General features: G+C 39.7%; 24 protein-coding genes. 15 read left to right on the top strand and 9 right to left on the bottom strand.

Annotated elements, in window-relative coordinates; translation table 11 throughout:
• The first annotated feature begins 3 nt into the window (after positions 1 to 3).
• The 9 genes from AC979_RS07875 (at position 4) to pdxH (ending at position 8,846) form a co-directional block, all read left to right on the top strand.
• The gene (locus tag AC979_RS07875) at positions 4 to 1,680 is read left to right on the top strand and encodes a fructose-specific PTS transporter subunit EIIC (RefSeq protein ID WP_049373743.1); all 1,677 of its coding nucleotides are present in this window, start codon (positions 4 to 6) and stop codon (positions 1,678 to 1,680) included.
• A gap of 85 nt (positions 1,681 to 1,765) precedes the next feature.
• A complete protein-coding gene (locus AC979_RS07870; protein ID WP_049373742.1) occupies positions 1,766 to 2,023 on the top strand; it encodes a succinate dehydrogenase assembly factor 2 in 258 nt (85 codons plus the stop codon).
• Between the two features lie 117 nt (positions 2,024 to 2,140).
• Positions 2,141 to 2,716, top strand: coding sequence for an RNA polymerase sigma factor RpoE (rpoE, locus tag AC979_RS07865; RefSeq protein ID WP_049373741.1), 576 nt, complete (start codon positions 2,141 to 2,143; stop codon positions 2,714 to 2,716).
• 21 nt (positions 2,717 to 2,737) lie between these two features.
• Entirely contained in the window at positions 2,738 to 3,319 is a 582-nt protein-coding gene (locus AC979_RS07860; RefSeq protein WP_049373740.1) for a sigma-E factor negative regulatory protein, read from the top strand.
• Between the two features lie 70 nt (positions 3,320 to 3,389).
• On the top strand, positions 3,390 to 4,334 hold the full coding sequence (gene rseB, locus AC979_RS07855; protein ID WP_049373739.1) for a sigma-E factor regulatory protein RseB: 945 nt from the start codon (positions 3,390 to 3,392) through the stop codon (positions 4,332 to 4,334).
• 135 nt (positions 4,335 to 4,469) lie between these two features.
• Complete coding sequence (gene mobB / locus AC979_RS07850) at positions 4,470 to 4,979, top strand: molybdopterin-guanine dinucleotide biosynthesis protein MobB (protein ID WP_049373738.1); 510 nt, start codon at positions 4,470 to 4,472, stop codon at positions 4,977 to 4,979.
• A complete protein-coding gene (locus AC979_RS07845; RefSeq protein WP_049373737.1) occupies positions 4,958 to 6,367 on the top strand; it encodes an MDR family MFS transporter in 1,410 nt (469 codons plus the stop codon). Before mobB ends, AC979_RS07845 begins: the two co-directional genes overlap by 22 nt.
• Before the next feature lie 133 nt (positions 6,368 to 6,500).
• Complete coding sequence (locus AC979_RS07840) at positions 6,501 to 8,147, top strand: ABC transporter substrate-binding protein (RefSeq protein ID WP_049373736.1); 1,647 nt, start codon at positions 6,501 to 6,503, stop codon at positions 8,145 to 8,147.
• A 66-nt stretch (positions 8,148 to 8,213) separates the two neighbouring features.
• Complete coding sequence (pdxH, locus tag AC979_RS07835) at positions 8,214 to 8,846, top strand: pyridoxamine 5'-phosphate oxidase (RefSeq protein ID WP_049373735.1); 633 nt, start codon at positions 8,214 to 8,216, stop codon at positions 8,844 to 8,846.
• Positions 8,847 to 8,909: 63 nt separating this feature from the next.
• Here pdxH and AC979_RS07830 read toward each other — a convergent pair whose 3' ends face one another.
• The 4 genes from AC979_RS07830 to AC979_RS07815 form a co-directional block, all read right to left on the bottom strand.
• Complete coding sequence (locus AC979_RS07830; RefSeq protein WP_049373734.1) at positions 8,910 to 9,464, bottom strand: hypothetical protein; 555 nt, start codon at positions 9,462 to 9,464, stop codon at positions 8,910 to 8,912.
• Positions 9,465 to 9,543: 79 nt separating this feature from the next.
• Positions 9,544 to 10,650 carry a Gfo/Idh/MocA family protein gene (locus AC979_RS07825; RefSeq protein WP_049373733.1) on the bottom strand — a complete coding sequence of 369 codons (1,107 nt, stop codon included), beginning with the start codon at positions 10,648 to 10,650 and terminating at the stop codon, positions 9,544 to 9,546.
• A 10-nt stretch (positions 10,651 to 10,660) separates the two neighbouring features.
• A complete protein-coding gene (locus AC979_RS07820; protein WP_049373732.1) occupies positions 10,661 to 11,734 on the bottom strand; it encodes a Gfo/Idh/MocA family protein in 1,074 nt (357 codons plus the stop codon).
• Positions 11,724 to 12,434, bottom strand: coding sequence for a FadR/GntR family transcriptional regulator (locus tag AC979_RS07815; protein WP_049373731.1), 711 nt, complete (start codon positions 12,432 to 12,434; stop codon positions 11,724 to 11,726). The genes AC979_RS07820 and AC979_RS07815 overlap by 11 nt, the downstream gene beginning before the upstream one ends.
• Before the next feature lie 174 nt (positions 12,435 to 12,608).
• On the opposite strand from AC979_RS07815, the gene AC979_RS07810 reads away from it, so the two are divergent.
• Both AC979_RS07810 and AC979_RS07805 read left to right on the top strand, forming a co-directional pair.
• Complete coding sequence (locus AC979_RS07810) at positions 12,609 to 13,835, top strand: MFS transporter (RefSeq protein WP_049365141.1); 1,227 nt, start codon at positions 12,609 to 12,611, stop codon at positions 13,833 to 13,835.
• 155 nt (positions 13,836 to 13,990) lie between these two features.
• Positions 13,991 to 15,376 carry an SLC13 family permease gene (locus AC979_RS07805; RefSeq protein ID WP_049373730.1) on the top strand — a complete coding sequence of 462 codons (1,386 nt, stop codon included), beginning with the start codon at positions 13,991 to 13,993 and terminating at the stop codon, positions 15,374 to 15,376.
• Positions 15,377 to 15,446: 70 nt separating this feature from the next.
• Here the strand turns inward: AC979_RS07805 and AC979_RS07800 are convergent, their stop codons facing one another.
• The 5 genes from AC979_RS07800 to AC979_RS07780 form a co-directional block, all read right to left on the bottom strand.
• The gene (locus AC979_RS07800; protein ID WP_049373729.1) at positions 15,447 to 16,538 is read right to left on the bottom strand and encodes an extracellular solute-binding protein; all 1,092 of its coding nucleotides are present in this window, start codon (positions 16,536 to 16,538) and stop codon (positions 15,447 to 15,449) included.
• Between the two features lie 19 nt (positions 16,539 to 16,557).
• The gene (locus AC979_RS07795) at positions 16,558 to 17,409 is read right to left on the bottom strand and encodes an ABC transporter permease (RefSeq protein ID WP_049369977.1); all 852 of its coding nucleotides are present in this window, start codon (positions 17,407 to 17,409) and stop codon (positions 16,558 to 16,560) included.
• Positions 17,406 to 18,275 (bottom strand): ABC transporter permease, encoded by an 870-nt coding sequence (locus AC979_RS07790; RefSeq protein WP_049373727.1) that lies wholly within the window; start codon positions 18,273 to 18,275, stop codon positions 17,406 to 17,408. Before AC979_RS07790 ends, AC979_RS07795 begins: the two co-directional genes overlap by 4 nt.
• On the bottom strand, positions 18,272 to 19,342 hold the full coding sequence (locus AC979_RS07785) for an ABC transporter ATP-binding protein (RefSeq protein WP_049373726.1): 1,071 nt from the start codon (positions 19,340 to 19,342) through the stop codon (positions 18,272 to 18,274). Before AC979_RS07785 ends, AC979_RS07790 begins: the two co-directional genes overlap by 4 nt.
• A gap of 139 nt (positions 19,343 to 19,481) precedes the next feature.
• Positions 19,482 to 19,703 carry a SlyX family protein gene (locus AC979_RS07780; RefSeq protein ID WP_005699194.1) on the bottom strand — a complete coding sequence of 74 codons (222 nt, stop codon included), beginning with the start codon at positions 19,701 to 19,703 and terminating at the stop codon, positions 19,482 to 19,484.
• Between the two features lie 94 nt (positions 19,704 to 19,797).
• Between AC979_RS07780 and fkpA the strand changes: the two genes are divergently transcribed.
• From fkpA to tusC, 4 genes are read left to right on the top strand one after another with little or no spacing between them, the layout of a single operon-like run.
• Complete coding sequence (gene fkpA / locus AC979_RS07775) at positions 19,798 to 20,520, top strand: FKBP-type peptidyl-prolyl cis-trans isomerase (protein ID WP_049373724.1); 723 nt, start codon at positions 19,798 to 19,800, stop codon at positions 20,518 to 20,520.
• A 59-nt stretch (positions 20,521 to 20,579) separates the two neighbouring features.
• On the top strand, positions 20,580 to 21,245 hold the full coding sequence (locus AC979_RS07770; protein ID WP_080971329.1) for a helix-turn-helix transcriptional regulator: 666 nt from the start codon (positions 20,580 to 20,582) through the stop codon (positions 21,243 to 21,245).
• Positions 21,245 to 21,625 (top strand): sulfurtransferase complex subunit TusD, encoded by a 381-nt coding sequence (gene tusD, locus AC979_RS07765; protein WP_049373722.1) that lies wholly within the window; start codon positions 21,245 to 21,247, stop codon positions 21,623 to 21,625. The genes AC979_RS07770 and tusD overlap by 1 nt, the downstream gene beginning before the upstream one ends.
• Entirely contained in the window at positions 21,622 to 21,981 is a 360-nt protein-coding gene (tusC, locus tag AC979_RS07760; protein WP_049373720.1) for a sulfurtransferase complex subunit TusC, read from the top strand. The genes tusD and tusC overlap by 4 nt, the downstream gene beginning before the upstream one ends.
• The last annotated feature ends 4 nt before the right edge of the window (positions 21,982 to 21,985 follow it).

Genomic DNA, 21,985 nt, shown 5'->3' with positions numbered 1-21,985 from the left:
GTAATGAATTTGTTTTTAACTCAATCTCCGCAAATTGGTGCGGCAAAAGCCTATTTACTTCGCCAAGCATTGAGCATGGCAGCAAAAAAAGCCAATCATACTGTGGTTGAGCAAGCCAAAGAGGCGGATTTAGTGATTGTTTTCGGATCTACTTTGCCAAACTCTGCTGAACTTGTGGGCAAAAAAGTCTTTTTAGCCAATGAAGATGCGGCTATTGCATCACCTGAAGTCACGCTGACGAATGCACTTAATCAAGCGGTGGATTATGTTCAACCAGCTCAAAGTGCGGTTGGATTTGACAGTGTTTCTGGTGTCAAAAATATTGTCGCGGTGACAGCTTGTCCAACGGGTGTGGCACATACCTTTATGTCTGCTGAAGCTATTGAAACCTATGCAAAAAAACAAGGTTGGCAGGTAAAAGTCGAAACGCGTGGCCAAGTGGGCGCAGGTAATGAAATTACCCCTGAAGAAGTCGCTGCTGCAGATTTAGTCTTTGTTGCAGCCGATATTGATGTGCCGTTAGATAAGTTCCAAGGAAAACCGATGTATCGAACTTCGACCGGTTTAGCGTTAAAGAAAACCGCACAGGAATTCGATAAGGCATTCAAAGAAGCGAAAATTTACGAAGGTGGCGCAGCAAAATCTTCTGCGAAATCAGAAGAAAGCGGTGAGAAAAAAGGTGTTTATAAACATTTGATGACCGGTGTGTCACACATGCTGCCGTTGGTGGTTGCCGGTGGTTTGCTAATCGCGATTTCCTTTATGTTTGGTATCGAAGCCTTCAAAGATGAAACAATTTTCCATGGTATTCCAAAAGCCTTAATGGATATCGGTGGCGGTGCAGCATTCCACTTGATGATTGCAGTATTTGCCGGCTATGTAGCCTTTTCTATCGCAGACCGTCCTGGACTTGCAGTAGGTCTCATTGGCGGTATGTTAGCCACCACAGCAGGTGCAGGGATTTTAGGTGGTATTATTGCAGGTTTCTTAGCAGGTTATGTGGTGAAAGGATTAAATGCAACCATTAAATTGCCTGCGAGTTTAACCTCCTTAAAACCGATTTTAATTCTCCCGCTCTTTGGTACCTTGATTGTCGGCCTTGCCATGATTTATGTGATTAACCCACCGGTTTCACAAATTATGACGACCTTAAGTGATTGGTTAAAATCCATGGGGGAAGTCAATGCGATGGTATTGGGTGCGATTATTGGTGCCATGATGTGTATTGATATGGGCGGTCCAGTAAACAAAGCAGCTTATACGTTCTCCGTAGGAATGTTAGCCTCTCAAGTTCACACCCCAATGGCCGCCGCTATGGCAGCCGGTATGGTGCCACCAATTGGAATGGCAATTGCAACTTGGATTGCACGCAGTAAATTTACCAGTAATCAACGTGATGCAGGTAAAGCTTCTTTTGTCTTAGGCTTGTGCTTTATCTCTGAAGGGGCATTGCCGTTTGTGGCTGCCGATCCATTACGTGTGATTATTAGCTCGGTGATCGGTGGAGCAACTGCCGGTGCGATTTCAATGGCATTGAATATTTCTCTACAAGCACCACATGGTGGTTTATTTGTGATTCCGTTTGTTTCAGAACCATTACTCTACTTAGGTGCAATTGCAACGGGGGCATTATTAACCGGTGTGGTTTACGCGGTGATTAAACCAAAGGCGACAGAATAGCCAATTCTTTGATTAAAAAAGTGCGGTAATTTTTAACCGCACTTTTCATTTATCAGGTATAATTACAATGATTTAGGGAGAAATTATGGATAAATACAATAAACTCCGCATTGAATGGGATTGTCGTCGAGGTATGCTTGAGTTGGATAAAATCATCATGCCTTTTTATAAAGTGCATTTTGACCAACTGACTGACGACAAAAAAGATATTTTTATTCGTTTACTTGCCGCCACGGATTTACAACTTTTTTCGTGGTTTTTTAATGGCAGTCAATCAGAAGATGCTGAAGTACAAGCGATGGTTGAATATATCCAAGATGTGCAGAAAACGAATGTCCATTAATTTTTTTGAAATTTTTTATACATAAGGAACTTTTCAATTTTAACTCTGTCTGATAAAGCAACAATAGCTTGCTGTCTTGAATATATGAAGGCGTGTTAGACGTAGCATAGGAGATATATGGCTGAACAGCTAACAGATCAGGCTTTGGTAGAAAGAGTGCAGCAAGGCGATAAAAAAGCCTTTAATTTATTGGTTTCTCGTTATCAAAATAAAGTAGCCGGACTTTTAACCCGCTACATTTCTCATAACGACATTCCAGATGTTGTACAAGAATCCTTTATTAAGGCCTATCGTTCCATTGAATCCTTTCGGGGCGATAGTGCATTCTACACTTGGCTATATCGAATTGCCGTTAATACGGCAAAGAATTACTTAACGGCACAGGGGCGCCGTCCACCGAGCGAAGATATTTTGGCTGAAGATGCCGAAAACTACGATGTGGGAACCCATCTACGTGATGTAGATACCCCGGAAAATGAAATGTTATCTAGCGAATTAGAAAAAGTGGTATTTGATACCATTCACAGTTTGCCAGAAGATTTAAGAACCGCGATTACCCTGCGTGAGCTTGAAGGGTTAAGCTACGAAGAAATCGCAGAAATAATGGATTGCCCAGTAGGCACTGTACGCTCTCGCATTTTCCGTGCTCGGGAAGTGATTGAGAACAAAATACAACCGCTTATGCAACGTTAAAATAAAGTCGGAGTTTATAAAATGCAAAAAGAGTTACTTTCAGCCTATATGGATGGAGAAGAAGTCAGTGCCGAGTTGACGGAACAACTTTGTCAGGATAAAGATTCACAAGAGTCTTGGGCGGCGTATCACACAGTAAGAGCAGTTATGCGTAAAGAGTCACCAGTATTATTGGGTGCTGATTTTACCGCGAAAATGGCTGATCTAATTGAATTAGAAGAAGTAAAACACGTTGAGATTACTGTTTCTCAACCAACACCAGAAGAAGCAGACAGCTTACCATTCGTGCAAAAATTAAAAGCATTCTTTGCACCAATGACACAAATTGCGGTGGCTGCAGGTGTGTGTTTAGTGGCAGTAGTAGGTGTGCAATCATTTAATTCGAAAAGCACGTCGGTTACACCAGAGAACCCTGTTTTACAAACCTTACCATTTAACAGTTCAGTTCAAGAAGTAAGTTACAACGCTCCGACCAAAGATGTAGCCACTTCGGAACAGGTTGAACAAAAAAATCGCCGTATTGGTACGATGTTACAAAACTATGAATTACAGCGTCGTATGCATGCAGACAGCTTAAATGTGGGTAGCAACCAAGCGAAATAATTACAGCAATTAATCGATAATTCACCACCTTAGGCGTGGTGAATTTTTTTATGGATCAATTGATTTATTTATGAAAAAAACGTTTCTCAAATTAACCGCACTTTTAGGCTTATTCTTGTTGCCTTTCACAGCATTTGCAGAAGAGCCAATTCAGTCATTAAATAAAATGTCGCAAGCCATGCGAGATTTAAATTATGAGATTGCTTTTGTGCAAACGACACCAACGAATATGGACTCGTTCCGCTATCGCCATATTAAGCAAGGGCAAAAAGTGTATGCGCAGTTGGTGACATTAGATGGTGAGCAACAAGAGATCATCCAGCGCGGTAATTTAGTCAGCTATTTCCAGCCAGGGTCACGCGCTTTCACGATTAACAGTGGTGAGATTGTGGATGCACTTCCGGCAGTGATTCGTACTGATTTTAGCAAGCTGAGTCAGAATTATGATTTTATTAAGCTTGGAAAAGACCGAATTGCAGGTCGATTTGTTGATACCATTCGTATTGTGCCAAAAGACGATTTTCGCTATCAATATCTCGTTTTCTTAGATGAAGAAAATGGTTTGTTATTGCGTGGCGATATGCTTGATCGAGAAGGCAAGTTACTTGATCAGTTCCGTGTGGTGACGTTATATATCGATGATCGTCTACGTGGTTTGACAGATTACCTTAATAAGGTATCAGTGCCGCCACTTTTAAATGAAGGAAAACAAGAATCATCGCTTTCAATCAATTGGAAAACAGATTGGTTACCACAAGGGTTTGATTTAATTCGCCAGAATCAAGATGTGATAGATGGTGAAGTGATTGAAAATGCGTTATTTAGTGATGGTCTTTTCACTTTTACACTTTATATCAATAAAGCGGATAGCACCGCTGCAAAAGAAAACACGTGGAAACAAGGGGCTTATACGATTTACAGTGAAGTCATAGGCGATAAAGAAATTACCTTTATCGGACAGCTTCCAATTGCCGCAGCTAAACGAATTGTACAAGGTGTAACATTCCTAAAATAATTCAGTAGCAGTGAGAAAGTTGCTATTTTGTTTCCCCTTGCTATACTTTCTTCACCTAATGGATTTTGATAGCTAAACCCCGTCCTGCGGGGTTTTGTTTTATCAAGTGCGGTCATTTTTCTTAAGGTTTTTACAATGAATAATCCCCTTCCTCTTTTTGGCATCACAGGTTACAGCGGTAGTGGCAAAACCACATTGCTGGAAAAATTGCTTCCTCAATTAATTAAAAAAGGCCTACGTGTTTCAGTGATTAAACACAGCCATCACAACGCTCATGTGGATAAAGAAGGAAAAGACAGTTGGCGAATGAAAGAGGCGGGGTCTGCGCAAGTTATTATGGCTTGTGATAATCGCTGGGCATTGATGACAGAAACCCCTCAAGAGCCGGTTTCATTAGCCTATTTAAGCCAACAATTTGATCGTCATTTAACGGATTTAGTTTTGGTGGAAGGATTTAAACAAGAACCTATTCCAAAGATTCTATTGCATCGACAAGAGATGACAAAACCTTTGCCTGAATTAGATGAAAACGTGTTGGCTTTAGCAACAGATTATTCGCTTGAAACTGACCGCACTTTATTAGATATTAATCACATTGAACAGATCGCTGAGTTTATTTATCAATGGTGGAAAAAGACACAGTAATAGAATGTCAGCATTATAAAGGGCTGGCTTGGGTAGCTTCCATGGCTTTGTTTATGCAAAGCTTGGATGCGACTATTTTAAATACTGCCTTACCCACCATTGCAACAGATCTGCAAACCCCTGTCTTTGAAATGCAAATGGCGATTATCGCCTATTCTCTTGCCGTAGCCTTATTTATTCCTTTAACTGCTTGGGCGGCAGCTAAATTTGGTACGCTTACTGTTTTCCGCTCAGCAGTTTTTACCTTTGTATTCGGTTCAGTCGCTTGTGCGATGGCCACTTCTCTCGAGACCCTTGTGCTTGCACGGATTCTCCAAGGTATTGGCGGTGCGTTTATGATGCCGGTTGCTCGCCTTGCGATTATTCAAACCGTACCGAAAAATCAATTAATTAATGCCTGGAATTTAATGGCGACAGCGGGATTGATTGGTCCGATTCTTGGTCCAATTTTAGGTGGTTGGCTTGTGGTGCATACATCATGGCATTGGATTTTCTTAATCAATATTCCGATTGGCATGTTAGGCTTTTGGGCTGCGGCTAAAGTGATGGGCAATCATAAGGGGAATGCGAATAAGTTAGACTGGACGGGCTTTTTGCTCTTTGCGTTTGGTTTAGTTGGGCTCACTCTTGGGCTTGATTTACTCGGAGAAAGTCACCGTGACAATATGGCCACATACAGTGCATTGTCGGTTGGTATTGCATTATTGGTCACCTATTATTTTTATGCGAAAGGTAATGAACGTGCCATTTTACCGTTATCTCTTTTCAATACAAGAACATTCCGATTAGGCATTGCAGCCAATATCTTTATTCGTCTTTCTGGCTCAGCAGTGCCGTTCTTATTGCCATTAATGTTCCAACTTTCCTTTGGCTATTCAGCTGAAGAGTCAGGCTGGTTGCTTGCACCCATTGCGCTAATGTCCGTCGTATTTAAACGCTTTATTGGGCATATTTTAAATATGCTAGGTTATAAAACCACACTAATTTTATCGTCACTTTTAATGGCAGCCTCGACGGTTTCAATGTCATGGCTTGATACCTCATCATCAACGACATGGATTATATGTAATCTGATGTGGTACGGTGCCTGCATGTCGATGATTTTTACCTCAATTAACACTCTTACCGTTGGCGATCTATCACAGGCACAAAGCGGTGTAGGCTCAACGGTGCTGAGTATTGTGCAACAAGTAGGAATCGGATTTGGTATCGCTGTGGCATCTATTATTTTGACGTTATATCGTCAATTCATGGGTAACGACGGCGATGCATTACAACATGCTTTCAGTTACACGTTTCTGACCACTTCTGTTTTTGCTATTGCATTAGTTTGGATATTGAGTTATTTACGCAAAACAGACGGGGATCATTTGCGAAAAAAACGCTAATATTAAATGCCTTAGTCTAATTTGTTATAAGAAAGATCTTTTTCTTATTTCTTAAAAGTTTGATTTGCTTATATCTTAAGTAAAATTTTATATTCATGTTTGGGTGTTTTGCCCGATTAAAGAAGGAAAACTTATGAAATTAAAAGCGACCTTAACTCTTGTTGCAGCTAGTTTGTTTTTAGCAGCTTGTGATCAATCTGGTTCTGCGACAAAAGAAAATGCAAAAGCAGAAACAGCAAAACCTTCAGGTAATAATACATTTGTGTACTGTACAGCGAAGGCACCACTTGGCTTTAGCCCAGCATTAGTAATGGAAGGTACATCTTACAACGCAAGTTCACAACAAGTGTATAACCGTTTGGTTGAATTCAAAAAAGGCTCTACTGATCTTGAGCCAGCCTTGGCTGAAAGTTGGGAGATCAGTGACGATGGTTTAACTTACACGTTCCATTTGCGTAAAGGGGTGAAATTCCATACGACAAAAGAATTTACGCCAACACGTGATTTTAATGCGGATGATGTGCTCTTTTCTTTCCAACGTCAGTTAGATCCTAACCACCCTTATCACAATGTATCGAAAGGGACTTATCCGTATTTCAAAGCAATGAAATTCCCAGATTTATTAAAATCAGTTGAGAAAGTGGATGACAATACCGTTCGTATCACCTTGAATAAAAAAGATGCGACTTTCTTAGCAAGCTTGGGTATGGATTTTATCTCTATTTATTCAGCTGAATATGCAGATGCGATGCTGAAAGCGGGTAAACCAGAAACGATCGATAACAAACCGGTAGGTACAGGTCCGTTTATTTTTGTGGATTACAAAACTGACCAAGCGGCACAATATGTGGCAAATGAAACCTATTGGAAAGGTCGTACACCGCTTGACCGTTTAGTCATCAGCATTGTGCCAGATGCGACTACGCGTTATGCGAAGTTACAAGCGGGTTCTTGTGATTTAATTTTATTCCCGAACGTGGCAGATTTAGCCAAAATGAAAACTGATCCAAAAGTACAGCTTTTGGAACAAAAAGGTTTAAACGTGGCATATATCGCATTCAATACGGAAAAAGCACCGTTTGATAACGTGAAAGTGCGTCAAGCATTGAATTATGCGGTGGACAAAAAAGCGATTATTGAAGCGGTTTATCAAGGTGCAGGCACTGCAGCGAAAAATCCATTGCCACCAACAATTTGGAGTTATAACGACGAAATCCAAGATTATCCGTATGATCCAGAGAAAGCGAAACAACTTTTAGCGGAAGCAGGTTATCCAAACGGTTTTGAAACGGACTTCTGGATTCAACCAGTGGTACGTGCGTCTAACCCGAATCCAAAACGTATGGCTGAACTTGTGATGGCAGACTGGGCGAAAGTAGGTGTAAAAGCAAATCCAGTAACGTTTGAATGGGCTGACTATCAAAAACGTGCTAAAGCAGGCGAATTAACGGCTGGTATCTTTGGTTGGTCAGGCGATAACGGTGATCCGGATAACTTCCTTTCTCCGTTACTTGCAAGTGCTAACGCTGGTAACTCAAACTTTGCGCGTTTTAAAAATGCAGAATTTGATGCCTTATTAGATAAAGCGATTGGTTTAACCAATAAAGATGAACGTGCAGCGCTTTATAAACAAGCACAAGTGATTTTCCATGATCAAGCTCCGTGGATTCCTGTTGCGCACTCTGTTGGTTTCGCACCACTTAGCCCTCGCGTAAAAGGCTATGTACAAAGCCCATTTGGCTATGATGCGTTTTATGGCGTGAGTGTTGATGGTAAATAATTAACGGACTATACTAGCCCTTGCAACTGCAAGGGCTTTTTGTTTTCAAGCAAAAGGAGAAAGAAAATGGACTTACATGATATTCGTGAGGATTATTGCAAACGGGCGCTTTCTCAGCATGATTGCGATCCCAATCCGATAAAACAATTTGAAAAATGGCTCAATGAAGCAATTACAGCCAAGGTAAATGAGCCGACAGGTGTTAATGTCGCGACAGTCAATGAAGATGGTCGACCAACAAGCCGTATGGTGCTGTTAAAAGAAGTGAACGAACAAGGTTTTGTCTTTTTCACAAATTATCACAGCCGAAAAGGTCGAGCCATAGAACATAATCCTTTCGTCGCCCTGACATTCTTTTGGCCTGAATTAGAACGCTCTGTGCGTATTGAGGGCAAAGCTGAAAAAATCTCGCCTGAACAATCAGATGAATATTTTGCGACTCGCCCTTACACCAGCCGAATTGGCGCTTGGGCCAGTGAGCAAAGTGCGGTCATTTCTAGTCACAAATCTTTATTAGCGAAAGCGGCATTGATTGCAGCAAAACATCCATTAAATGTCCCACGACCACCACATTGGGGCGGTTATCTTGTGATTCCTGATCGCATCGAATTCTGGCAAGGTCGCCCAAGTCGTTTACATGACAGAATTTGTTATTTATACAATGATGGAAAATGGGAAAGAGAGCGGTTATCGCCGTAATATATTTGAAAACCACCATACTTTTAGATAGTTGGTGGTTTTTGGTATTTATAAAAGCTGATTTTATTCTTCTTTCATTTTTCTTGCATCAGTAATAAACCATTCCAACATATCCCATTCATTTAATTTGGTCTCTTCATTTCCCATACTTTTCCGTATTTCTAACAATAATAATCCAATGAGGGACATCATTTCTTTTGCTTTATCAGTAGGATTTGATTGTATAGTAGATTCGGAGTTTTCAGCATTTTTATAGAAATATTGATATAAGTTATTGAATGCTTTTACCACATTATCCGAACCAATCAGAGATAATCTAAATGATAATTTTCTATATTCTAAAGAAAGTAATTTTGTTGTTGCTTCATTATTTTTATCTTTTCCTTTGTTTTTAGGATCTAAGTTCCAAGCTGCATCAGGCATTAATATTATGATATAGGGTTCAAGTATTTGATGATAAATTTCTATTCGGTCATCCCTTAGTTTTTCTTCTAGTTTTGTTTTATGTTCAATTGATTGTCTGATTTTCCATCCAGCTCCAGTAAGGAATAAAACGAGAATTGGAGTAGCAATAGAGCCAAAAGCTGTCAAAAAATCTAGCCACGTTTTATTATCCATAATGTTATTACTCTTTCTGTTACCAATAAGTACCGCACTTTAGTTTTCTACCAAAGTGCGGTTAATTTTTATGTTATTTTTATTTACCGATGATTTCTGATAAATCAACTTTGCGGTTTTCGTAACGAGAGCGGGTACACGCATCAGCAGTGGCGATAGCTGCACGAGCCGCTTCACCGGTGAGTAATTTTACAAATTCTTCAGTTGGTTCCATACCATGAAGAATATCGTTTAAATAACGCATTTCTTTTTTCATGATAGAACTTAACCAGAGCGGTGTACGTTTACCCGGTTTGCCGTATTGAATCGCACCGTCCATTTCTGTGCTGTTGTAAATACGGGTACGGTCATCGTCTTCTTCTTGGGTTTCGTGAATGAGGAAATAGGTGTCTTTTCCATCTACACGAAGGGTACCTTTGGTATTGTACATATCAAGTTTGATCGCACCTTTTTCCCCTTGAATTAATACATAATGCTCACCCCAACGGAAAGCGGAACCCCATTCTAGAACTGCGAAGCGATTATCATCATATTCCATGGTGACAAAAATCATATCGTCTTCATCACCAAAGTTTTCGCCTTTGTGTGCAACATTGGCGGCTGCCATGGTAACAGTTTTTGGCATGCCCCCCATAATGAATTGTACGCAGTCTAATTCGTGAATATGGTGATATAAGTGGCCGCCAGATTTTTCACGGATTTTTTTCCATGAGATAGTCGGTTGTTGTTCTTCCCAGCCGTTACGTGCAGTGTGACAATAAAGCACTTTACCGATCACGCCTTGATTGATTAATTCTTTGGCATGGTGAACACCGTTAAAGAAGTTCATCACATGGCCAGCCATAAAGGTGACGCCATTTTCTTCACAAGCGCGTACCATGTCGTCACAGTCTTGATAACTTAAGGCAATTGGTTTTTCACAGAAAACATGTTTTTTGTTTTTTGCTGCAAGGATGACCGGTTCTTTGTGTAAGTAGTTTGGGGTGGCAACAATCACGCAATCCACATCAGGGGAAGTGACCAATTCTTCAAGAGATTTTGCCGCTACGCATTGTAATTCTTGAGCAATGGTTTCACCATTTTCAGGGTCGTATACCATTGTAATCTGTGCATCATCAAATTCATTCATGAAACGGGCTAAATCCGCACCAAAATAGCCAACGCCAACAACACCATATCGCATCATAATAAACTCCTTATTTTTTCACTGAGATTTGTTTTTCCGTTACCATGGATTGCTTCGCTGCTTCTGCAACTTCGATGGCTTCAGTTAAACATAGACTTAATGGGCTGGTTTTTCCTTGCGTTAAGTGCTCTACCACGCTTTGTACTTCGATTTCAGCGGCTCGACTTAACCAAAGTTGGCAAGGTGCGTGGGTGACATTATATTGCTGAGTGCCTTTTGCACTTTCGCGTAAAGATAAATCAGCCTCAAATTCATCAAATAAATCAACGTGTTCTATTTTTCCATCTAGATAATTAAATGTGACACTTGAGGTAAAGAAATTGACTTCAATTACACCATTTTCACCATGAATTTGAATGCCCCATTGGTGTAATCGATAAGCCGTGCCCATTTCAAGCGAACCTAATACGCCATTTTTAAAACGTAATAGCAACTGCAACACATCACGGCTGTCTGGCGTATCGTGATGCGCTTGATTAGCGGCTTGAGCAAAGACCGCCTCAATATCGCCTAATAACCAACAGAGTAAATCCAGTTCGTGAATGAGGTGGAAAAGCTCACCACCCGTAAGATTGGCATCTAATTTCCACCATTCTTTGTTTGGTAGGTTTTCAATCCAACGCTGACGCATGGCTCGTGCTACGGTAATTCTGCCTAATTTTCCTTGTTCTAAAGCCGCTTTGACTTTTAACATGCCAGGTAACGTACGCTCTAAATGGCCCACAAAAATGACTTTACCCTTTTCTTCTGCAAGGCGGCGTAAATGTTGGCCTTGAGAAGCGCTTAAGGTAAAAGGCGTTTCAATAAAGACATGACAGTCAGCGTTTAACGCTAAGATCGCTGGGGAATAATGGGCGTAGTTTGGTGTGGCAATAACGACTAAATCAGGTTTGGTTTCAGTCAACATTTCTTCCACACTAAAAAAGGCTTGGCTACCGTATTGCTCTGCAAGTTTTTGTGCAAGAGAAGGGTTGATATCGGTCACCGCAATTAAGTTTGCTTGGGCGTTGTCAAATGCAGAAGCCAACTGAACGCCAAAAAAGCCGCAGCCGATTAAGGCGATGTTTAATCCATTAGTTTGCATCATGCCCTCCTTGTTGTAAGCGTTGGCGAATACTTTGGAAATATTGCAAGATCGCACGTTGCATGCGTACCAAATCATGCGCTTCCACGGCATCAATTAATTCACGGTGTTGCATGGCTAATTTTTCAGGAGAAAGTATTGGTGGCGGTAAGCCTTTTTCTACTTGTTGATAAATTTGCCAAAACGCATCTAAATATTGAATCAGTAATGGGTTATTTAATGGTTCATAAAGCTTTAAATGAATGTGGTATTCATCTTTAGGCGAAAACTTTTGTTCTCGTGCATTTTTCTCCATATTTGCTACTGATTTTTGCAAAAGTGCGGTCTGTTCTTGGCTAATTTTTCCTAAAACCATCGGGGCAAAACCGTATTCCAAAATTTCCCGAATATCCAAAATATTAATCAGCTGATTATGATCATTATGCAAATTCAGTTGGGTGTGAAAACTTAATCCGCGAATCATTGGCACAAGAGAAGATTCACTCACAAAGGTACCGACGCCATGGCGAATATCTAAAATATGTAGCGCCTCTAAAGATTTAATGGCTTCACGTAAACTGGAGCGGCTCACCCCAAGCTGTTCAATCAGTTCATTTTCTGTTGGCATCAAATCGCCGGATTTAAGATTTTGTTTAATGATGAGCGATTTGATTTTATCCTGCAAAACGAGACTTGCTTCTTTTTTACTTGTTTTTTTCATTTCTGTTCTCATTTTCTAATCTATTTTCTGAATTTGTGATCCAGCTCTCATTCTCTCTAATTGACATAAGACATCATACGTCTTATCTTTATTTATGCAAGCAGAAATTAGCAGTGATTTTAAATTCTGTGATCTATACCACAAAATTCTCAAATACAAGGAAGGGAGGTTGTTATGGCAACATCATTACCATGGTATAAAGAAGTCAGTCCTACGCAAAAGAAAGCGTTATTTGCGGCTTGGTTAGGTTATGTTTTTGATGGCTTCGATTATATGCTTATCACTTACGTGCTTTTGGATATTCAAAAAGAATTCGCCATGAGCACAACGGAAACATCCACATTATTACTTGCAGCCTTCGTGGCGCGTCCATTAGGTGGGGCGATTTTTGGTAGCTTTGCCGATAAATATGGTCGTCGTTTAGCAATGATTGTTTCCATTATTACGTATTCCGTCGGGACATTCTTGTGCGGTTTATCCACCAGTTATATTTGGCTTTTCATCTTCCGTATGATTATCGGTATGGGGATGGCAGGTGAATATGCTTGTTCTTCCTCTTATGCCATTGAAAGCTGGCCACAACATTTACGTACAAAAGCCAGTGCATTCTTAGTGAGTGGCTTCTCCATTGGTAATATTCTTGCTTCTCAAGTGATTCCTTGGGTATCTCAAACTTATGGTTGGCGTATGGCTTTCTTCATCGGTTTAGCACCAGTTGCTTTAGTGCTCTACGTTCGTCGTCATGCACCTGAAAGTGAAGAATGGGCGCAAGCGAAAGCAGCGGGTAAAGTGAATAAAGTTCCACTTACTGACCTATTCACTAAAAAACAATTACCAATTACCTTAATTATTTTCTTAGTTTGCTATTCAATTTTCTCCGTAAACTGGCCGGTAGTAGGTTTACTTCCACTTTATCTCAAAGAAAATGGCTATGCTGAAAATGTGAAATCACTGATGTTCTGGGCAGGCTTTGGTATCCTCATCGGTACCTTAATTGCCGGCTTTATCGGGGATAAATTGGGTGAGAAGAAAACCTTTGTATATAGCTTATTATTATCGCTTTTTTTCCTCTTCCCAGTATTCTATTTGCCAGAGAATAATGTATTAGCACTTGGTGCGTTGCTCTTCTTCTTACTTGCAACTAACTTAGGGATTGCCGGTTTAGTGCCAAAATATATGGCCACTTTCTTCCCAGCTGAAATGCGAAGCACAGGTATTGGTTTCATCTATAACTTCGCTGCGATCGGTGGTGGGGTGTCTCCTGTGATTGCCGCCGCACTTAGTGAAAGAGTGGGACTTGGTTCAGCCCTTGTGTATGTCACCTTATTCTGGACAATTGTCCTTGTTGCTCTCGTTGGATTAAGATTGCCAGAACGTATTCAAGCACGCATGCAACAATAAAAAACGAAAGCAAAACAGACCGCACTTTTAAGTGCGGTTTGTTGTTTATACAAAAATAGTTTGAAGCGCATCACAAATTTGTTAAAAATATGTTTCAATTTTCTCTGTTAAATGCTAATTAATAATCTCCCCTATCGTTTTATAGGAGATTGTATATGCAAACTCAACAAACCTTTCTCTCTAAATATAAAAGTCTCATTATTCTTGCCTTAGACTTTGTCTTCATGTTGGTGTTAATCAAAATATTGCCGTTTTCTGCTCAAGAGAATCGCGGGTTAGCCTTGCTGATTTTTATTGGTATTTTATGGTTAACGGAAGCCTTTAATATTACTGTGACATCCCTTATGGTGCCTGTCGTGGCCATAGGATTAGGCTTGATTAATACGCAAAAAGCCCTTGCACCATTCTCCACGCCAATTATTTATATGTTCTTTGGGGGATTTGTGGTGGCTGCGGTGCTGCAAATTCAGAACCTAGACAAGATTATTGCAAATTACATTATTCGTTTGGCCAAAGGAAACTTAAAACTTTCTATTACCTATCTTTTCACCGTAACTACATTCCTTTCTATGTGGATTAACAACACCGCCGTGGCGGCGATGATGTTACCGCTCACGATGGGGATGTTAAAAGGTATCAATGCGGAGAAAAACCATCGGTTGTATGCCTTTGTATTGCTAGGCATGGCATTTAGTGCCAGTATCGGTGGTATTGGTACATTAGTGGGAAGTGCGCCAAATGCGATTTTGGCATCTCAAATTCAGGTGACTTTCACTGAATGGCTAAGTTACGGTTTCCCAGTAATGATCTTACTTGTGCCTTCAATGATTTTTTCTTTATGGGTGATTTTACGTCCAGACTTTTCTGTGGATTTTAATCCATCACTTGAGAAAGTCAGCTTTAATCGAAAAAATATCATTACCTTAGTGATCTTTATCGGTATGGCGATTATGTTACTTTTCAGCTCTCTCTTAAACCCATGGATTACGGCTTTCCTTGAATTGCCGAAAAAAATTGAAAACTTTGATACCGTGATTGCACTATGCGTTGTGATCTTTATTTGTGTTTCAGGTGTCGCGAGTTGGAAAGAAATTCAAGAGCGTGTTGAATGGGGCGTGCTCGTTTTATTCGGTGGTGGTTTAACACTCAGTATCGTGATGAAAGATTCTGGTGCCAGTAAGATTATGGCGGATAGTATCGTTCAGTTTGTGCAAACCAAACCACTTTGGGTACTTTGCTTTGTGATGACGGCATTTATTATTTTCTTAACGGAATTTACATCGAATACCGCCAGTGCAGCGTTGATTATGCCAATTGTGATTTCAGTGGCACAATCTATGAATTTACCGCCTATCGCTTTAGCCGCAATTATCGCTTGTGGGGCAAGTTGTGCATTTATGTTGCCAATCGCTACACCGCCAAATGCTATTGTGTTTGCAACAGGCAATGTGAAACAACTTGATATGGCCAAAGTCGGCTTGATTCTCAATCTATTCTGTATCGCCATCATAGGCAGTATGACTTATTTTGTTTGGTTGTAAATGTGGTTAAAACTGACCGCACTTTATTAGCCTATAAAAGTAAACCGCACGTTAAAGTGCGGTTTATTGTTTATCTCGAAATAACCTCTTTTGTGAAGGCTTCCATTTCGGCTTTACGCCATGGTGTTGAGAAGAAAATGGTATCTTTCAAACCAGATTCACTATTTAGTGGACGAACACCGAATTCTTGGTTTAATTTCTGTTGTACTTCAGGTGAGGTAATCCAATGCACGAAAACAAGTGATGCGGCTGGGTTCGGCGCATTTTTTGCTACGGTTACAACATTACCACCACCAGGCATCCCAAATTTTGGTACATAGAATTTTAAACGGTCAGTAATTGCACCTTGTTTTTGCAAGCTGAACAAGTGATCTTGCCATGCGGAGACAATTACTAACTCACCATCGTTTAAACGGGTTAGACTATCAGCATTTGAAGCGGTACGGATTAGCGCATCTTTTTTACTGCTGAACCAATCCCAGGTTTTCTTCCAATTAGCAATCTGTGCTTCATCGATTTTATCGGTACGATAATCATAATCACCATTGATGTACACTAAAGCTCGTTGAATGAAGGCATTACCGGAGCTACCACCATTTGGATCTGAATAGCCGAATTTTTTTGGATTTTTATCAATATAGCTTTCCATGTCTGCCCAAGATTGTGGCAATTCCTCTTCTTTGATTCGCATAGGATCATAAGCTAGACCGGTTTGGTTTCCCCAATAACCTACTGCCATATCGCCCAATTCAACACCTTGTAAGTAGTGATTTAATTTATCGAAATTTGGTAAGTTATTGAGTTTTACAAGAATGTCATTTTTCGCTACGTTGCCTAAACGGTCAGCATTTAACACAACCACATCCATTTTGCCGGTTTCTAGATTTTTTTCAGCGATCAGTTTATTGATATTACCGTCCAAGGTGCCTTCAGGTACTTTGACTTTAATACCGTATTGATTTTCAAATTCTTTGACAAAATTACGGAATTGCGGCTGCAAATACCAAACGCTAACTGTCAATTTCCCTTCTTTTTTAGCGAGTTCTTCGATTTCACTCCAAGATTTATCACTTAAGTCTGTGGAAGCCGAGGCGAAAGTGCTGACAGCCAAGGCGGCAGCGGTAAGACCAATGGATAGAAGTTTACGGATATTTTTTTGCATAAGATGCTCCTTGTGAAAATTATGCTTTTCCTGTGGATTGAGAGAGATAATTCCCTTTCAACAATTTTTCGATAATCATCATCAAAATAATGTTTGGTACCAACAAAATAATCGATACAACGGCCGCATTCGGACGAATAAAAGAATAACCGAGGAAAGAATATAAAATGGTTGGCACGGTAATAAAGTCAGGTGAGCCGATAACGAAAGCGATAGCAAACTCTTCAATACTTTTCACTAAACAGAAAATAATTGATGCTAAAAAACTGGGTTTTAACATCGGCATATATACGTCTTTGAAAACGGTAAATTTAGATGCACCCAAGTCACGGCTAGCATCAATAAGGTCTTGCGGTACAGAAGAAAAGCCTGCGGATAAAATCCGAATAGCATAAGGTAACGTGAGTACAACATGCCCAATAACAATGCCGATGAATGGATTATTAATATTTAAATCCAATAACATACGGCTAAAGAATAGGGCAATAATCATGCCTGGAATAACCAATGGAATCAGTGTTAATAATTCTGCTAATTTTTTACCTCTAAACTCCATACGTCCAAATGCATAAGCTGTTGGGAGAGAGAGTAAAATAGTGATCAGAGAAACCGTAGGCGCAATGGTATAGCTATTAAACATTGCTTCAGGTAAAGAGGTGGTTTCCCAGACGATTTTCCAACGCTCAAAAGATAATGATTGAGGGAAAATATCTGGATAACTCCACGGTTTAGCGGGATCTACCAATGACCATAAACCAGCCATCAAAAATGGCAAGAACAACCAAATAAAATTAGCAAGAATAAAGAAAGTTAAGGAAATTCGTGCGATTAATCGACCATTTTTCGTTGTGATTTGTACGGAACTACTCATTTGACTTCTCCACGTTTGACGGCTAATGGTTTAATCAATAATGACACTAGGATGGAGAAGAAGGCAGAGGTCAACATAATAGTTAATGCCATGACCGCACTTTGATTCCACTCTTCAAATTCATAGGCGGACATTTGCATTAAACGTGCTAAAGAATAGGTACTACGAGGACCTGCAATACTATAAAAGGCGAAATCACCGAGTGCACCGATAAATATTAAAATAAAGGAAACTTGTACCGCACCTAAGGTTAGAGGGAATATCACATAACAAAAACGTTGCCAAGGACTCGAACCTAAATTAGCTGCCGCATCTAATAAATCAGTTTTCAGTGAATTGACCGCGCCACCAATAAGAATTAAAGCAAAGGGAATGTTTTTCCACATTTGTAAAATCACTACCCCCCAACCAAATTCATCATTTTGTAAGGTTTTCGGTTCGTCCCAAATGCCTAAATAAACAAATACCTCATTAAGAATGCCGTGGTAAGAGATCATATTGACGAACAAGAAGGCTGCAACTAATCCTGGTACCAACATAGGCGCCCGCAAGATAGTTATAATTGTTACCTTGGCTGGTAATTTTTTACGTAACCACATGGCAATGGGATAAGCCACGATGATGGATAAAATCGCCCCTAATAAAGACACTTTTACGGAATAAATAAACGAATTTTGGAATACTGGGCTATTTAATACGGCTTGCCAATACTCTAAACTAAATTGACTTTCTTCCCCGCCCATACTGTATAAACCAAGGCTTTGAGAGACGACAATGTAGAACGTGGACCCCATTAAAAATAGGATCGTACCTAAACCGCTACATAGCAATAACCATGCTTTTACATCATTTTTGAGACTTTTCATTTTACGGACTCCAAGAATTTAATCGCATAGCGGGGAACCGTAAAGGTGAGTTTATCGCTCAAATTCGGACATTTTGTTAGTTGCAGGCGTAATTTTTTCTCTTCATCATTACGTTTAATGACTCCTTGCACTTCCGTGATATTGCCCATAAAAGCGGTGTTGATGATATCTACTGTAATTTGGTTTTCCGCTTCCGTTTGTGCGTTTGGTAACAATTCAATGTCTTCCGGTCGAAAGCAAATATAAATTCGTTCTGATTCCGGTTTTTTCTCAGAAAATACGGTGAAATCGCCAAAAATAGAACTAACAGCATAAAGGTTATCGCCGATGTTTTTTACATTGGCTTCCGTGATATTGGCAATGCCAATAAAATCTGCCACAAAGCGGTTTTTAGGATGATGGTAAATATCTTGAGGAAAGCCAATTTGCTCAATAGCACCTTTATTTAACACAATAATTTTATCTGACATGGTCAGGGCTTCAGCCTGATCGTGAGTCACATAAATACTAGTCAAATTGTATTGTTTTGAGAGTTGCTTAATTTCAAAACGTACACTTTCGCGTAATTTGGCATCTAAGTTGGAAAGCGGTTCATCAAATAAAATTACATCTGGACGAGTGACCATGGCTCTGGCTAATGCGACACGTTGCTGTTGACCACCAGAAAGCTCATTGGGTAATTTCAATTTATGAAATTCTAAATCCATTTGTTTCAATGCAAGATTTAAACGCTGTTTTTGTTCTTCAATATCAATTTTACGTTGCTTTAAACCATAGCAAATATTGTGAGAAACGTTGAGGTGAGGGAAAAGGGCATAGGATTGGAAACACATGGCTGTATTGCGTTTTTCTGGAGGAACATTGTTAACATTTTTTCCTCCGATAAGGATTTCACCTTCATCTGCCACGTGAAATCCAGCGATTAATTTTAATAAGGAGGTTTTACCACAGCCGCTTGGTCCTAATAAGGTGACAAACTCGCCTTCTTCAGCGGTAAAAGTAATATTATTTGCTGCGTAAAAGTCACCAAATTTTTTTGTAATATTTTTTATTTCTAACTTTGCCATTTTTACATCCTCTATTTGGCTATACAACTATAGGGGTAACCATAAAAACACTTAGTTATTTTTTCAATAAAATAAAAATATTTTTTATGAATTTGTGATGAAGATCACGCATTTAGATAAAATATGGTTTTATTACATTTTAATAATGCGGAGGCGGCGTTTCTTCTGCTTGGCTGGCAATATTAGAAGGTTGCATATCTTTTAATTTGCCAGCGAGATAGCGGAGTTGAAGTTGAATTTTATCCATATCAAACTGTTGTTGAACTAATGCTTGGTTGAGTTCGTCTAAAAGTTGTTCTTGAAAAGCAATTTTCATTTCAAGTTCGGCGATGCGATCTTCTAAAATTTGTTGATTTTGCATAAAATTTCTCTAATTTTTAAAAAAATGTTGTGAATTTGGTCAATCCGATTTAACCTATTCGCTATTCCGTTTCTATTATAAAGGATCAAGCAAAATGTTGAAAATTCAAAAGCTTTCTCTTGCTGCACTTATGGTAAGTGCGGTTGTTTCAGGTTCTGTTTTTGCAGAAGATAAAGAAGCGCCAAGCGCAAGTGATGCGTCTTATGCTGTAGGTGCATTAATGGGTAACCAAGTAAAAGATTTAGTGGATGCTCAAAAAGAAGTGATTCAATACGATAATGCGCGTATTTTAGATGGCTTAAAAGATGCATTAGAAGGTAAAGTTGATGTTCGTAAAGACGAAAAAATTCAACAAACCTTAGATGGTATTCAAGAGCAATTAGTGTCTGCAGCGAAAGCAAAAGTAGAACAACAAGCGAAAGCTGCAAAAGAAGAAGGCGATAAATACCGCGCTGAATTTGCGAAAAAAGACGGTGTGAAAAGCACTAAAGATGGCTTACTTTACAAAATTACTGAAGCAGGTAAAGGTGATGCGATTAAAGCAACGGATACTGTGAAAGTACATTACACCGGTAAATTACCAGATGGTAAAGTATTTGATAGCTCTGTTGAACGTGGTCAACCGGTTGAGTTTAAATTAAACCAAGTGATCAAAGGTTGGACTGAAGGTCTTCAGTTAGTGAAGAAAGGCGGTAAAATCGAATTAGTGATTCCACCTGAATTAGCTTATGGCAAACAAGGTGCAGGCGATTCAATTCCACCTGATGCAACGCTTTACTTCGACGTTGAAGTATTAGACGTTAATCCTAAAAAATAATCCTTAATTCAACCGCACTTTGTCCAAAGTGCGGTCATTTTCCCTACCAGATTTGAAAAATGATACTAACCGATAGACAACCTTTCACTGATGAAGATCGTGCTATTCTGATTTCCTATAAAGCGGTAGTTGATGGCGTGAGCGCGTTGATTGGCAAGCATTGTGAAATCGTATTGCACTCTTTGGAAGATATTGAGCATTCCGCCATTTGTATCGCCAATGGGCATAATACCAATCGCCAGGTAGGTTCCCCGATTACGGATTTAGCCCTGAAATCCTTGCGTAATATGCAAAGTGAGAGTGTGTCTAAGCCTTATTTCACGCGTGCGAAAGGCAATGTGTTGATGAAGTCCGTGACCATCGCTATTCGAAATGGCAAACAACGCATTATTGGTTTACTTTGTATCAATATTAATTTGGATGTGCCGGTCTCTCAATTTATGCAGACCTTTATGCCAACGCAGGAACAAAATGAAACCTCTTCCGTCAATTTTGCAAGTTCAGTGGAAGAATTGGTGGCACAAACGGTAGAAAAAACCATTGAAGAAGTGAATGCAGATCGCTCGGTTTCGAATAATAATAAGAACCGTCAGATTGTGATTTCACTTTACGAAAAAGGCATTTTTGATATTAAAGATGCCATCAATTTAGTGGCTGATCGCCTCGCGATTTCTCGCCACACCGTGTATTTGTATATTCGTCAAATCAAACAAGAGCAAGAGTAATGAACTATGTTCTCGCCGTGAAAAGTCCTGTTTATGGAAAAGAAGGGGCTTTTCTTGCCTATCAATTAGCCCAAGCTTTACTTGAAAAAGGGCATGTCATTAACCAAATTTTCTTTTTCCAAGACGGTGTGAGTAATGGCAATGGTTTTGTTTATCCTGCCAATGATGAATGTAATCTCACGCAAGCTTGGCAAGCCTTTTCAGCGCAGCATCATATTCCTTTGCATTTATGTGTAGCCGCTTCACAACGTCGTGGCGTAGTGGATGCACTTACGGCAAAAGATACGGATCAAACGAATCTGGCAGAAGGTTTTGAGATTACAGGCTTAGGCGAGTTTATGGCGATGGCATTAAAAGCAGATCGGGTAGTGACATTATGAAGCTAGCATTCTTATTTCGTACCGCACCGCATGGAAACGCGATTTCTCGTGAAGGTTTAGATGCTTTGCTTGCTGCAACAGCATTTTGTGATGAAGAGGAAATCGGTGTCTTTTTTATCGATGATGGTGTATTAAATCTACTCGATGGACAAAATCCTGAGTTATTGTTACAAAAAGACTTTATTCGTACCTTTAAATTATTGGATTTATACGATATTGAACAGCGCTTTGTCTGCGCCGATTCGCTCGACCAATACCATTTGCAAACAGAACAACTCATTATTTCTGCTGAAAAAATTGACCGCACTTCGCTGATCAATAAACTCAGCCAAGCAGAAAAAGTGTTTACGTTTTAAGGAA

This window comes from Parahaemophilus parainfluenzae (genome assembly GCF_001053575.1).
Lineage (GTDB): Bacteria > Pseudomonadota > Gammaproteobacteria > Enterobacterales > Pasteurellaceae > Haemophilus_D > Haemophilus_D parainfluenzae_S.
Note: the sequence above shows the minus strand (reverse complement) of the source record. Positions and strands in the feature narration are given on the sequence as shown.

Excerpts from the sequence above, each read along its gene's own strand:
- AC979_RS07815 (WP_049373731.1), bottom strand. The coding sequence starts at position 12,434 with ATGAAAAAAACAAGTAAAAAAGAAGCAAGTCTCGTTTTGCAGGATAAA.
- AC979_RS07845 (WP_049373737.1), top strand. The coding sequence starts at position 4,958 with ATGGTGGAAAAAGACACAGTAATAGAATGTCAGCATTATAAAGGGCTG.
- tusD (WP_049373722.1), top strand. The coding sequence starts at position 21,245 with ATGAACTATGTTCTCGCCGTGAAAAGTCCTGTTTATGGAAAAGAAGGG.
- tusC (WP_049373720.1), top strand. The coding sequence starts at position 21,622 with ATGAAGCTAGCATTCTTATTTCGTACCGCACCGCATGGAAACGCGATT.
- AC979_RS07795 (WP_049369977.1), bottom strand. The coding sequence starts at position 17,409 with ATGAGTAGTTCCGTACAAATCACAACGAAAAATGGTCGATTAATCGCA.
- AC979_RS07790 (WP_049373727.1), bottom strand. The coding sequence starts at position 18,275 with ATGAAAAGTCTCAAAAATGATGTAAAAGCATGGTTATTGCTATGTAGC.
- AC979_RS07825 (WP_049373733.1), bottom strand. The coding sequence starts at position 10,650 with ATGATGCGATATGGTGTTGTTGGCGTTGGCTATTTTGGTGCGGATTTA.
- AC979_RS07785 (WP_049373726.1), bottom strand. The coding sequence starts at position 19,342 with ATGGCAAAGTTAGAAATAAAAAATATTACAAAAAAATTTGGTGACTTT.
- pdxH (WP_049373735.1), top strand. The coding sequence starts at position 8,214 with ATGGACTTACATGATATTCGTGAGGATTATTGCAAACGGGCGCTTTCT.
- AC979_RS07770 (WP_080971329.1), top strand. The coding sequence starts at position 20,580 with ATGATACTAACCGATAGACAACCTTTCACTGATGAAGATCGTGCTATT.
- fkpA (WP_049373724.1), top strand. The coding sequence starts at position 19,798 with ATGTTGAAAATTCAAAAGCTTTCTCTTGCTGCACTTATGGTAAGTGCG.
- rpoE (WP_049373741.1), top strand. The coding sequence starts at position 2,141 with ATGGCTGAACAGCTAACAGATCAGGCTTTGGTAGAAAGAGTGCAGCAA.
- AC979_RS07830 (WP_049373734.1), bottom strand. The coding sequence starts at position 9,464 with ATGGATAATAAAACGTGGCTAGATTTTTTGACAGCTTTTGGCTCTATT.
- AC979_RS07820 (WP_049373732.1), bottom strand. The coding sequence starts at position 11,734 with ATGCAAACTAATGGATTAAACATCGCCTTAATCGGCTGCGGCTTTTTT.
- mobB (WP_049373738.1), top strand. The coding sequence starts at position 4,470 with ATGAATAATCCCCTTCCTCTTTTTGGCATCACAGGTTACAGCGGTAGT.
- AC979_RS07870 (WP_049373742.1), top strand. The coding sequence starts at position 1,766 with ATGGATAAATACAATAAACTCCGCATTGAATGGGATTGTCGTCGAGGT.
- rseB (WP_049373739.1), top strand. The coding sequence starts at position 3,390 with ATGAAAAAAACGTTTCTCAAATTAACCGCACTTTTAGGCTTATTCTTG.
- AC979_RS07800 (WP_049373729.1), bottom strand. The coding sequence starts at position 16,538 with ATGCAAAAAAATATCCGTAAACTTCTATCCATTGGTCTTACCGCTGCC.
- AC979_RS07860 (WP_049373740.1), top strand. The coding sequence starts at position 2,738 with ATGCAAAAAGAGTTACTTTCAGCCTATATGGATGGAGAAGAAGTCAGT.
- AC979_RS07840 (WP_049373736.1), top strand. The coding sequence starts at position 6,501 with ATGAAATTAAAAGCGACCTTAACTCTTGTTGCAGCTAGTTTGTTTTTA.
- AC979_RS07780 (WP_005699194.1), bottom strand. The coding sequence starts at position 19,703 with ATGCAAAATCAACAAATTTTAGAAGATCGCATCGCCGAACTTGAAATG.
- AC979_RS07810 (WP_049365141.1), top strand. The coding sequence starts at position 12,609 with ATGGCAACATCATTACCATGGTATAAAGAAGTCAGTCCTACGCAAAAG.
- AC979_RS07805 (WP_049373730.1), top strand. The coding sequence starts at position 13,991 with ATGCAAACTCAACAAACCTTTCTCTCTAAATATAAAAGTCTCATTATT.
- AC979_RS07875 (WP_049373743.1), top strand. The coding sequence starts at position 4 with ATGAATTTGTTTTTAACTCAATCTCCGCAAATTGGTGCGGCAAAAGCC.